Genomic DNA, 12,352 nt, shown 5'->3' on the forward strand with positions numbered 1-12,352 from the left:
CTCACTCGTCTGCCCTGGGCGCCTCGGCGTCGGCGCGAATGAGCTTGATATCCGCCCCCGCCGCCCAGGCGCCGATATCTTCCCGGCGCAGTGCCGCTGCCATCATATCCGGAAACAGATCCGGCGTGCAGGCGAAGACGGGAATACCAAGTGCCGCGACCGAACCTGCCATCGTGGGATCGTAGCCTGGCCGGCCCTGATCGGTCAGCGCCAGAAGCACGACGACATTGACGCCAGATCGAACCAGCGCTGCCAGCCGCCGCAGCAGTTCCTGGCCGTTGCCGCCCTCATAGAGATCGGTGATCAGCACCAGATGCGACTTGGTTGGCCGCTCGATACGGTTGGCGCAGTATGCTACGGCCTGATTGATATCGGTACCGCCGCCAAGCTGCACGCCGAACAGCACTTCGACGGGGTCGCTGAGTTCCTCGGTAAGGTCGACGATGGTTGTGTCGAAGCAAACGAGCTTGGTGCGAACAACCGGCAGTGAGGCCATGACGGCTGCGAAGATCGAGGCGTAGATCACCGAGCTTGCCATCGAGCCGGACTGGTCGACACAGAGAACGACTTCGTCGAGATCGACCAGCCGGCGCTGCTTGCGCATGAAACCAACCAGCTTCTCCGGAACGATGGTCTTGTGCTCGGGTTGGTAGTGGCGAAGGTTAGCCGAGATGGTGCGCTGCCAGTCGATATCGCGCGAACGCGGGCGGTTGGTGCGCCTCGACCGGTCGAGCGCGCCACGTATCGCCTCAGCGGTCTTCTGCTCCAGCTTTTGCATCAGCTTGGCGACGATATCGGCGATGATCGTGCGGGCGATGTCCTTGGTCTTGGCCGGCATGACCGAGCGCAGCGAAACCAGGTCGGCGACCAGGTTGACGTCCGCCTCGATCGCCTTGAGGAATTCCGGCTCCATCAGCATCTGCTTCAGGTCCAGCCGTTCAAAAGCGTCCTTCTGGACGATCTGAACGACCTGCGCGGGAAAGAAGGAGCGAATGTCGCCCATCCATTGCGCAACGCGCGGCGCCGAGCGGCCGAGCCCGCCGCGCCGCTTGCGCGGGTCACTCGCCGCAGCGCTGTCGCCATCGCCGTAGAGAGCGTCGAGCGCCGCCGAAAGCCGTTTGTCGTCGCTGGAAAGTGCCACCGACGCCTCGTCATCGGCGCCGATCGCCAGTCGCCAGCGGCGCTCCCTTCCGCCATCGGCAGTGAGTGGGCCGGGCTCATTTACTTCGCTCTCGTCACCCATTGCCGTTTTGTCCTATGAGCAACGGTCCAAGCAGCTCCAGGTGCCGGCGCCATGCCTCGCCCCCATCCGGCGACGGCGTCAGGCCAGCCGGCAGGCGCGCAGCGCGGCCGAGGACCGCTTCGATCAGCCGGCGGCGTTCCATGCTGTCCAGATTGGAAAAGACACGACGCAGCAATGGCAGGTGCGCGATGAAAGCATCTTCGTCCAGGGATTTGAGCCACCCATCGACCGCACTGCGCAGACCGTCGTCATAAATCAGCCGTTGACCGGCTGTGCTGAAGAACCCTTCGAAGAACCCGGCCGCCTCGGCCACCGGCGTGCCCGGCGACAGGCGTCGCCCGAGCAGCCCGGCAGCGGCTTCGGCGGACAGGCGACCGGCTTCGTAGAGAAGGTGCGCGGCACATCCTGCCAGCAACGCCGTCGACCGTGACCCCTCCAGCACGGCAGCCAGCCCGCTGCGCCATCCGTCCAGCACGTCTTGCCCGGGCTCGACCAGTCTGATCGCCTCATCGGCCATGCGCATCGCACCAACCAGTGTCGCGGCGGCTTGCTCATCCAGATCGCGCGCAGCATAGGGAAGCGCGATCGCACCTTCGACGATCAGCCGCTCCATGAGGCCGGACAGCCGGTTTGTCTCCGTCTTGCGAGCCTCACCGTAGCGGATGATGTCGGCGAGCGGCGGCACCGACGCCAGGATCTCCAGGCATTCGCTGCTGTGCGCCGCTCGTGCCTCCAACGCCGCGAGGCCGGCACTCGAAGCTTCCGACAGGCCTGCGGTGGTGGCGCTCTGGACCAGTGCCGCGAGCGTGTCGAGGGTCGCTGCCGTTTCGATCATCTGGATCAGGCGGCCGTTGGCAGCCTTTTCGATGGTCGGCCCGTAGATCAGGTTCTCGACCAGACGGACGGAATATTCCGGATCCCATGCCAGCGTCCACCGCTCGCGAAACGTGCCACGACTGCGGCCACTGTCCGTCAATCTGCCCCAATGCACACCAAGCACGTTCAGCCGATGCAGCAGTGTCGAGCGAAACAGCCCGCTATCACTTCGCAGGTCTACGGATAACTCCCGCTCCAGCGCCTCGGGCTTCAGCCGCGCCGCCTTCTGGTTGCGCTGCAGATCCTCGATCAACGGCGCCAACGGCGTGTCGGGTGGGATTTCCCCGACGTCGGCACCCAGAAGCAGTTCGGCCTCGACCAGAGTCCACAGCACCGCCTCGCCACTGAACAGAGCCGCAATCGCGGCATCGCGCAATTCCTCGAACCCGGGTTTGGGCCGTTCGCGAATTGCGGCGAGCGTCCGGGCGAGGCGCTCCGCTTCGATCAACGAAGCGGTCGAGATCAGGTGACCTTTCGCCCGCAACACCGCCGCGATCATTGCAAGCCACAGGGTTGCCGCATCGTGACGGCCGCGCGTGCGCCAAAGATGCTTGCACCAGCCGGGTGCGACGACGCCCGCGCCATAGCCGTAGCCCAGCGCCAGACGCCGTCCCGTCCACGGCGCCCATGTCATCGTGCTCTTGCGCCGCGCGATCCCCTTGAGCAGGGCTTGATCGTTTTTCTGCGAGTGTGTGGCCTGCAGTGCCGGCACATGCCATGCCCCGCAGACGACAGCGATAGGTCCGTCGAATTCCTTTCGCGCCGCGGCGATTTCGAGCCGCATATGCGCTTCGCGCTGGGCCTCGAACTCAGCGATCGGACCCTCGCCGTCCCGCAGCGTCGTCATCGCATCGGCGATGGCGGCGAATATAGGGCCGGGTTCCGGGTTCTGTTCAATCATGTCGGACCACCAGCTTTCGCCGTCCTCATAGCCGGCAGCCCTTGCGAGTGTACCTATCGGGTCACGCCGATGCGGGGCCGCGTCGCCGTCCTTGTCGCCGGCTTCGTCCCTGGGCTCGGCTCTGTCGGGGTCGTCGGGCTTGTTCGCGCCATCCGTCACCGCCGCCGTAAACCGCGCCGACGACGGCAGGTCGATGAACCGCAACGCCGCCTTGTGCCGAACCGCCCACAGCACCGCCTGGTATTCGGGCGAGAACTCAGCGAAGGGCCAGAAGCTTGTCGAAGCCGGATCGTCCTCGGGATAGCAAAGCAGCGCCACCGGCGGCTGCATTTCCGGGCGCGCCAGCAAGGGCAGCAGCGGGGAGGCGTCGATCGGCCCCTCTATCAGCACGGCGACCGGCTTCAAATCCCGTAGCGCCTGCACCAGGCTGTCGGCGGAACCAGGCCCGTGATGGCGTATGCCGAAATAGGCGATGTCGCCGTGTCCCACGGCGTCAGATCGCTGCGTTCAAGGCCGCGTAGTAGCCGGCATAGTCCGGCCGCTTCTTCAGCACTGTTTCCAAATATTCCTCCAGCACGACCTTGTCCTGTACTGGATCTTTCACGATCGCGCCGACAAGGCTGGCGGCAAGACCTTCGGCACCGAGCTTGCCGCTGTCGAACCACGCCGCCTGGCTGAGCCCGCCAACCATCGTCGCGATCGCCTCGGCGGTCGACAGCGAGCCCGAGGGCGTCTTCAGCGTCACCTTGCCGTCGGCGGTCGCACCGGAACGCAATTCGCGGAAGATGGTCAGGACGCGAGCGATCTCCTCGCCGACATTTTTCGGCACCGGCAGGTCGAGCCCACCAGCCATTTCGTCGACCCGCTTGGCGACGATCGCCACCTCTTCGGCCATGTCCTCCGGCAGCGGCAGCACCACGACGTTGAAGCGACGTTTGAGTGCCGAAGAAAGCTCATTCACGCCTTTGTCCCGATTGTTTGCCGTGGCGATGATGTTGAAGCCGCGCTGGGCATAGATCGATGTGTTCAATTCTGGGATCGGCATCATCTTTTCGGAAAGCACGGTGATCAGCGTGTCCTGAACGTCGGAGCCCATGCGCGTCAGTTCTTCGAGGCGGCAAAGCTTGCCGGTCTGCATGGCGCGGTACAGCGGCGTCGGCACCAGCGCTTCCTGGCTCGGGCCCTTGGCCAGCAACTGCGCATAGTTCCAGCCATAGCGGATCTGGTTCTCGTCGGTGCCGGCCGTGCACTGCACGATCAGCGTCGAGTCGCCCATGATGGCGGCGGCGAGATGCTCGGACACCCAGGACTTTGCCGTTCCGGGAACGCCGAGCAGCAACAGTGCGCGATCGGTGGCGAGCGTTGCCACCGCGGTCTCCATCAGCCGGCGGCGACCGACATATTTTGGCGTTATCAGGGTGCCGTCACCGGCCTTCCCGCCCAGCAGATAGGTCAGCACAGCCTGTGGCGATAGGCTCCAGCCGGCAGGCTTTTGCCGGTCATCACCGCGCGCCAGCGCCTGCAATTCAGAGGCATAGGCCTGCTCGACCGGGAGACGGATGGCAGCGTTCATATGAATTCTCCGGATTGATCATGTGTCGGTTCTAGACGGATATTCGGCCAGCGCCGCATTGAGACGCAGGACACTGAGTGATGGGGCCGCGGGCGGCATGCCGGCTGCGACAACGTCGTCGATCAATTTGGCTGCTGTGGTCGCAGTGGCAAGAAAGCCCATCGTTTCCACCATTTCGTCGACACCTCGCTTCACGGCGTCGTCGTTTCCCGCAACGGCGGAACTCAACGCCAGCAGTGTTTGGCTATTCGTCAGGTCGCCCCATTCCAACCAACTTGCTTCCATGCCTTCGGCAAGATTGAGAGCACCAAGATATTTCGAGTCTTTCAGGATCAATCTGATGAGGACACGCTTTCTGCGGCTGTCCAGACGCGGCATGAGGTGCAACACGAACAGCGCCGGTTTGCCGCCATCGGCGACAAGCATGTCCGCCATATGCGTCACCGCCGCGTCGCTCCCGGAAGCGGCGACCATTCGTGCGATCAGGATGTCGGCATTGGTGTCAGCGCCGAATTGCCAGGCCCCTATGAATTCGGGTTCCGTAGTGCCGAACCGTGCGGCAAGGTCGACGAGATTGCAGGTCTCGAACAATTCGGCGCGGCGCTTTTCCTGCGCCGGGGATTTGAGTTTCGCCGGCGTGTAAGTGGTCCGGCGGCGGATGAAGCCGGATTTGCCTTCGCCGATGAAGGCGGCGAGTTCGACTGCGGGGTCCTCCGGCCCGCCTTTGCTCGAATGGCCATGCTCGCCCAACCTTGCCAGCAGCCGGCCAGCCAGGTCCTGCACCTTGCCGGAACGGTCGGTGGCAAGGCTTTTCAGGAACGGCGCGTCCTCGGCATTGAGGCCGAAGCGCATCAGTTCGATGAGCGCAAGCCTGATTTCTGCCGGTTCACCCGATGCCTTGGCCTCGATCAGCGTTCGAGCCGAAGCCGGTTCACTGCGGCGCATATCGGCCAGCGCGATGCGGCGCGCGGCGGGATAGAACTCATCCCAGTTTTCCGCCGTGAGTTTCTCTTGCGGGGCATGTCTTTCTCCATCCACGCTGGCTTGCCAGTCGATCCAGGGAGCGTAGACATCCGGGCTGTTCTGGTCCGACGCACCCGGCATCCAGTCCATGGGGTGGAGCACGAAGCCGCGGCTGGCGACGAGCGTCACCACGCGCGTCTTGCGCTTTGCGTCGGCGGCTTGTTTCAGCGCGGCGCGCAAAAGCGGCCGCAACCGCTCCGGCAGCGCTGGCAAGGCAAGCTCGGGCAGCGGCGGCCGCCGCTTGAGCGTCTTCGGCGCCGCCGGCCGCAAGGCGACGTCGAGCGCTTGCGCTGCAATTGCCAGGAGCCTGCGCTCCTGCTCGTCGGCATTTGCGCCGCCGGCGATTGCCTTCCAGGCGGCCGGAGCCAGATCGAAAGTGGCTCCGCCGGTGATCCAGCAGTCACGCATTGTCGCCAGGCCCGTCTGCTCGAGTTCGTTCACGACAGGTCAAGCCTCCCGAACCCGCTTTGCGCCGCCAGAAGGTCAAGCCGGGCGCCATCCCAGAGCGCGGCCGTGGCCGCAAGTTCGAGGCCGAGCAATGTCTGACTGACAGCGCCGGCGATCGGCAAGGCTATCCCTTGCGGATCGTCCGCGGCCTGCCACCAGCCTGTGCCCTGGTCGTCGACCAGGATCGCACCAGGCGGCAGCATGAGAGGACAATCGGTAGTCCAAGGCGCAGGCTCCTGATGGGAAGCATGCGTGGCAAGTGGGTCCTTTGCAGCGCCAAAGGTGAAATCAGGCCACGCGCCGGACATCACTTCACCCTTGCGTTCCGCCACCAATGCGCGGAGCGGCTTGCGTGATGGATAGAAGACCAGCCGTGCATCGAAACGATCACCCGGAGCAAAAGCGTTGGACCGGCGCCCGGCAGAAGCCGGAAAATAGTCGAGCAGCACGGCAAATTGCGGGATGGTGCTCTTAAGATCGAGCAGCCAGGTCGAATGACTGACGAGACCGTCGCGGCGGCTCTCGATCTTCTCGCCGAGAACTTCCCAGAAGCTTTCGACCTGTCTTGCATCCGGATTGGCTAGAACCTGTTCGCGGGTTTCGGACGTCGATACGAGGCGTTTCAGCTCAGGGTCGTCGGGCGACGACCGCCACGCCTTGGCCAGCAGCACGAGCTTACCGAGCTCGCGGATTGCCGCATCCGGTCTTTCCTCGCTGCGCAGCGCCATCAGCCGCGATGGGATCTCGTCGACGCGACCGGCAAGCGCGGTTGCCTTCATGTCGACCAGCCGCGCGGCAATCCGGCGGCAACGGTCGCTGCTCGCCTCGATAAAGCTCGAAAGGCCAAGCCGCAACTGATCGGCGATCCATTGATCGAGCTCATCCAGCGCCGCCGATACCGCTTGTCGTGTGTCCTCCGCCCGCTTGCGCTGCGCTGCCTCGCGACGCTCCACAGCCGCAACGTCTTCGACGGCGACGCTCTCGTCCATCCGTGCGGCTTCATCGATGCTCTTGGCTGCCGCGCCTTGTGTCGACTGCGCTGGCGCTGGCGTCGTCTTTCTGCGCCGGCCAAGCCAGTCATTCACCCATTCCGGCGTGGATTCGGCCGCGGCAAAACTGGCTGGCGCGGTGGCGGCAATCCACATCAGGGCCAGCGTGTGCTTGCACGGGAATTTTCGCGACGGGCAAGTGCATTTGTAGCCGTGATCGCCTGTGTCGACCACCACCCGATAAGGATTGGAGCCGGAACCCTGGCATTCACCCCAGATGAGCGCCTGCTGCTCATTGCGCTCGAGCCGCGGCCAGTTCGATCGCTTGGTCAGCTTGGAGGCGGCGCTCAGCGACGCTTGATCGGGAGCAAGCGCCTCAATGGTCTTCAAATCGAATTCCAAGCCGCGCCCCTCGTGACTCGAACCAAACGCCCTGTCGCCAGCATAGATAGCTGTTTGTGAAGAATTATTGTAGCTCCCGCGAAGTGAAGATCGATACGTCCTGGCCCTTGTCCCTACGTGCCCGAATCCGCCTGATCCGCAAGCGAGGTCTACCGCCATTCGGGTCCCGGGCAATTGCAAACGTCGCAAATTTGATCGGCTGGCTGGGCCACGCAGCCAACCCTGGGCGCCGATTAGCGAGCAGGGCGGCAGACTGATCGCGGCTGCGGCAGGTCGACAGGTGTGGCATTTCAAACGGGCGCCGGCCTGCACGATGCCTCTCCAGCAGGCCAGTTTTTTGCCTCCTCAGTGCAATTTTGATCACGCGGCGCTTGACTCCGGCGGCGCCTTGTGAAAAATTTTGCATCAACTGATAAAAATATCTTAGGGCGGAAATGGTTGGTTTTGGAAACGGCCTCCTGCGCGACGATGAAACCAGTATGGCGACCCGTGCCGCCTGGCTTCATTATGCTGGCGGCCTGACCCAGTCGGAGGTCGCCAAGCGGCTTGGCCTGACCAGTCTCAAGGCGCATCGCCTGATTACCAAGGCCAACCAGGAAGGGCTGGTCAAAGTCTATATCGACGGCGAAGTGTCGGAATGCGTCGCGCTTGAAGACGACTTGTCCAGCCGCTACGGCCTCGATTACTGCGAGGTCGTTCCCGACTTCGATGGCGAAGACCTGCCGCTCAAGGCGCTCGGTATTGCCGGCGCGCAGTTCCTCAAGCGTGAGATCGAACGCGGCGAGGACACGCTGATCGGCGTCGGTCATGGCCGCACGTTGGCCGCCTGCGTCGAATATCTGCCGCGCATATCGGCCGAAAAGACCCGCTTCGTTTCGCTGCTTGGCGGCCTGACGCGCAAGTTCTCGGCCAATCCCCACGACGTCATTCATCGCCTGGCCGAACGGACCGGCGCGGAAGCCTATGTGATGCCGGTGCCGATGTTCGCCAACACGGTCGAGGATCGAACCGTGCTGCTCGGGCAGAAGGGCATCAGCGAGGTCTTCGATCTCGGCAAGGCCGCCGACCTGCTCATTGCCGGTATCGGCACTGCCGAGCGCGAGGCGTCGCTGGTCGCCACGGGCATGATCGAGAAGGGCGAAATGGAGGAGATCCGCCGCAAGGGCGGCGTCGGCGAATTGCTCGGCCATTTCTTCGACGATGCCGGAAAAGCGGTCGAGACGACGCTTTCCGACCGGGCGCTGGCGCTGGCGCGCGAAGACATCAGCAACCGCAGGATTGTCGCCGTTGCCGGCGGCAAGGTGAAGGTTCGTGCCATCAAATCGGTGTTGGAGGGCCGCTATCTCAAGGGCTTGGTCACCGATGAGCGGACGGCGCGATCACTCGTGGAGCAGACGCCGGTCGGGTAGCCGGCAACCATTCGATTGAAACTACCCCTGTGGAGGAGAAGACAAATGCATGAGAAAGAAAAAGACCTGATCGATGCGTTCCTGCGCGGACAAGTCGATCGTCGTGGACTGATCAAGGGCCTTGGCGCGATGGGCCTTGCCGCCGGCACGGCCGGCACGCTCCTCAATCTGGGGCAGACCCGTGCGCTTGCAGCGGATTTCGACTGGCAGGCGCACAAGGGCAAGACCATCAAGCTCCTGCTCAACAAGCATCCTTATGCGGATGCGATGATCGCCAACCTCGAGAACTTCAAGAAGTTGACAGGCATGGAAGTCGTCTATGACGTCTTCCCGGAGGACGTCTATTTCGACAAGGTCACCGCTGCGCTGTCGGCCAGCTCGCCCGAATACGACGCCTTCATGACCGGCGCCTACATGACCTGGACCTACGGCCCGGCCGGCTGGATCACCGATCTCAACGAGTGGATCAAGGATCCGGCCAAGACCAACCCGAACTATGCCTGGGACGACTTCCTGCCCGGCGTCAGGAAATCCTGCGCCTGGAACGGCCAGCCCGGCGGAGTGCTCGGTTCCGACGACGCCAAGCAGTGGTGCATTCCGTGGGGTTTCGAACAGAACAACATCACTTACAACAAGGCGATGTTCGACACGGCCGGTGTCACCGTTCCCGGCAATATGGACGAGATGGTCGCCGCGGCGGCCAAACTCACCAAGGATGTCGGTGGCGGCGTCTACGGCATCGGCGTGCGTGGCTCGCGCTCCTGGGCGACGATCCATCCCGGCTTCCTGTCGGCTTACGCCAACTTTGACCAGAAGGACCTGAACGTCTCGGCTGACGGCAAATTGTCGGCCGCGATGAACACCGCTGAATCCAAAGCCTTCCACAAGCAGTGGGTCCAGATGATCCAGGAGAGCGGTCCCAAGGACTGGTCGACCTACACCTGGTATCAGGTCGGCACCGATCTTGGCGCCGGCGCCTCGGCGATGATCTTCGACGCCGATATCCTCGGCTACTTCATGAATGGCGGCGACAACAAGATGGCCGGCAAGCTCGCGTTTTCCGCCTTCAAGGCCAATCCCGCAGCCAAGGCGCCGACGCCCAACATCTGGATCTGGTCGCTGTCGATGTCCAATTTCTCGAAGGACAAGGACGCCACCTGGTACTTCATGCAATGGGCATCAGGGCCCGAGCATGCGCTGTTCGGCGCGACCAAGATGGATTTCGTCAATCCGGTCCGTCAGTCGGTGTGGAAGGACGAGATGTTCCGCGAAAAGCTGAACAAAAGCTATCCGGGCTATGTCGAAATGTTCGACGTCTCGGCGCCGGGCGCCAGCATCAAGTTCACCCCGCAGCCGCTGTTCTTCGATCTGACCACCGAATGGGCGGCGACGCTGCAGAAGATGGTGGCCAAGGAAGTGCCGGTCGACGAAGGCCTCGACATGCTGGCCACCAGCGTCGACGGCCAGCTCAAGGAAGCGGGGCTCGGCTAAGCCCAAGCGACGGCTGGCCCGCTTTTGCGGGTCAGCCAGCATTCCACTGCGAAGCGGCGCCTGCAGCATCGGACCCAAGGTGGAAACGGTTTTGGGAAAATCCGCTGCTCGACTACTGGCGGTGCCGCCACTCGCCCAACCGGCCGCCTAGCTCCCTGGGCGGCCGGCAGGGCGAAGCAACAGAGATGACGGAAACACCACGATGACTGCGGCGACAATGCAAAGAAACAGGCCTTCCGGCTTCAGGATCAGCAAGAGGGTGCTGCCCTATGTGCTCAGCCTGCCGGCCTTGCTCGTCTGCATCGGTATCCTGATCCCGTTCTTCACATCGGTGGTCTATTCTCTCCAGCGTTATCGGCTAAGCCAGCCCTGGGCGCGGCAGTTCAACTGGGGCGACAATTACATCTCCTTTTTCACCGACCCGAGGTTCTGGAATACGCTGGAGATATCGCTGCTCTATGCCGGTATCACCGTCCTGCTCGAACTGCTTCTCGGCCTCGGCATAGCCATGCTGCTGCAGAAGCGCTCGACGCTGAATAACTTCATCTCAATCATGCTGTTGATGCCGCTGATGACGGCGCCCGCGCTGGCCGCGCTGATGTGGAAGCTGATGACCAATCCCGGCTTCGGCGTGCTGAGCTATCTCGCCAGCCTGATCGGGCTGCAGGATTTCCGCTGGGCCTCCTCTCCGTCGACCGCGCTTTTCACCGTGGTTCTTGTCGACATCTGGGTCTACACGCCCTTCATCATGATCCTGCTGCTTGCCGGCCTGCGCAGCCTGCCGACGCAGCCGTTCGAGGCGGCAGCACTCGACGGCGTGCCGAGGAGTTTCGTATTCTTCCGCATCACCTTGCCGATGCTGACGCCCTACATCCTGACGGCGACGCTGTTCCGGCTGCTTGATTCAATCCAGCAGTTCGACATCATCTATGCCATGACCCAGGGCGGTCCGGGCGATACGCTGACCGTTTTCCAGGTCGAGGCCTACCTCAACTTCTTCCAGTCGACCAATGTCGGCCGTTCGGCGGCGCTGATGATCATCCTGTGGGCGATCACCTATTTCCTCTCGAACATTTTCATCAAGAATTGGCTGCGCCTGCGCGAACGCGCCCGCGGCCAGGCATAGGAGGCCGAGATGGAACACACCTCGCTTCTCGAACGCATCCTGCGCGGTGTAGCGCTGACGCTGGTCGTGATCTTCTTCATGTTCCCGATCGTCTGGATCTTTATGATGTCGTTCCAGACCAACGAGACCATCCTGCGGATTCCGCCGCAGCTTGTCTTCAAGCCGACGCTGGCCAATTACACCGCGCTGATCACCGGAAAGCTGACGACGGCAGCCGGCACGCTCGACATCGCCTTCATGCGCAATCTCTGGAATTCGGTGTTCCTGTCGGTCACCTCGGTCGCTGTCGCGCTGCTGCTCGGCGTTCCCGCGGCCTACGCCTTTGCGCGGCATAAGTTTCGCGGCTCGGAAGAGATCGCCTTCACGCTGCTGTCGTTCAGGTTTGCGCCGGCGCTGCTGGTGCTCCTGCCGCTGACCCTCTATTTCCAGAAGCTTGGATTGGCCAACACCTATATCGGGCTGATCTGGGTCTATCAGCTGATCTGCCTGCCGCTGATCCTGTGGATCGTGCGCGGCTATTTCGAGGACATCCCGGCCGACATCGAATATGCCTATCGCATCGCCGGTCATTCCTGGTTCGCCACCTTCCGCAAGATCGCGCTGCCGCTCGCCGGCCCCGGCATTGCGGCTGCCGGCCTGCTCGCCTTCATCTTCGCCTGGAACAACTTCGTCTTCGCGCTGGTGCTCGCCTCGGCCGACAAGCAGCCGGTGACGGTCGGCGCGCTGGCTTTCATTACCTCCTCCGGCATCCAGTATGGCCAGATCTCGGCGGCGATCGTGCTGTCGATCACGCCGACGCTGGCGCTCGCCCTCTATGCGCAGCGCTATCTCGTCGAAGGCCTGTCGCTCGGCGCGGTAAAGGGATAGTTCTC

Annotated in this window: 9 protein-coding genes; 4 read left to right on the forward strand and 5 right to left on the reverse strand. The window is 63.1% G+C overall.

Features of this window, described 5'->3' with window-relative positions; translation table 11 throughout:
* Window position 1 precedes the first annotated feature (1 nt).
* From AC0L26_RS02700 to AC0L26_RS02720, 5 genes are read right to left on the reverse strand one after another with little or no spacing between them, the layout of a single operon-like run.
* The gene (locus tag AC0L26_RS02700; RefSeq protein WP_473631130.1) at window positions 2-1,243 is read right to left on the reverse strand and encodes a VWA domain-containing protein; all 1,242 of its coding nucleotides are present in this window, start codon (window positions 1,241-1,243) and stop codon (window positions 2-4) included.
* A complete protein-coding gene (locus tag AC0L26_RS02705) occupies window positions 1,236-3,509 on the reverse strand; it encodes a DUF5682 family protein (RefSeq protein WP_473631131.1) in 2,274 nt (757 codons plus the stop codon). Before AC0L26_RS02705 ends, AC0L26_RS02700 begins: the two co-directional genes overlap by 8 nt.
* A gap of 4 nt (window positions 3,510-3,513) precedes the next feature.
* A complete protein-coding gene (locus AC0L26_RS02710) occupies window positions 3,514-4,593 on the reverse strand; it encodes an ATP-binding protein (protein ID WP_473631132.1) in 1,080 nt (359 codons plus the stop codon).
* An 18-nt stretch (window positions 4,594-4,611) separates the two neighbouring features.
* Complete coding sequence (locus tag AC0L26_RS02715) at window positions 4,612-6,057, reverse strand: DUF5691 domain-containing protein (protein WP_473631133.1); 1,446 nt, start codon at window positions 6,055-6,057, stop codon at window positions 4,612-4,614.
* Window positions 6,054-7,442 carry an SWIM zinc finger family protein gene (locus AC0L26_RS02720; protein WP_473631134.1) on the reverse strand — a complete coding sequence of 463 codons (1,389 nt, stop codon included), beginning with the start codon at window positions 7,440-7,442 and terminating at the stop codon, window positions 6,054-6,056. The genes AC0L26_RS02715 and AC0L26_RS02720 overlap by 4 nt, the downstream gene beginning before the upstream one ends.
* A gap of 446 nt (window positions 7,443-7,888) precedes the next feature.
* Between AC0L26_RS02720 and AC0L26_RS02725 the strand changes: the two genes are divergently transcribed.
* The 4 genes from AC0L26_RS02725 to AC0L26_RS02740 all read left to right on the forward strand — a co-directional run bounded on the left by AC0L26_RS02725 (window position 7,889) and on the right by AC0L26_RS02740 (window position 12,347).
* Window positions 7,889-8,863, forward strand: a complete 975-nt coding sequence (locus tag AC0L26_RS02725; RefSeq protein ID WP_473631135.1) for a sugar-binding transcriptional regulator — start codon at window positions 7,889-7,891, stop codon at window positions 8,861-8,863.
* Window positions 8,864-8,908: 45 nt separating this feature from the next.
* Window positions 8,909-10,354 (forward strand): ABC transporter substrate-binding protein, encoded by a 1,446-nt coding sequence (locus AC0L26_RS02730; protein WP_352936042.1) that lies wholly within the window; start codon window positions 8,909-8,911, stop codon window positions 10,352-10,354.
* Window positions 10,355-10,556: 202 nt separating this feature from the next.
* Window positions 10,557-11,480 carry a carbohydrate ABC transporter permease gene (locus tag AC0L26_RS02735; protein WP_352936043.1) on the forward strand — a complete coding sequence of 308 codons (924 nt, stop codon included), beginning with the start codon at window positions 10,557-10,559 and terminating at the stop codon, window positions 11,478-11,480.
* A gap of 9 nt (window positions 11,481-11,489) precedes the next feature.
* Entirely contained in the window at window positions 11,490-12,347 is an 858-nt protein-coding gene (locus AC0L26_RS02740) for a carbohydrate ABC transporter permease (protein WP_473631136.1), read from the forward strand.
* Window positions 12,348-12,352: the final 5 nt, after the last annotated feature.

The sequence above is a fragment of the Mesorhizobium sp. WSM4823 genome, from assembly GCF_055811195.1.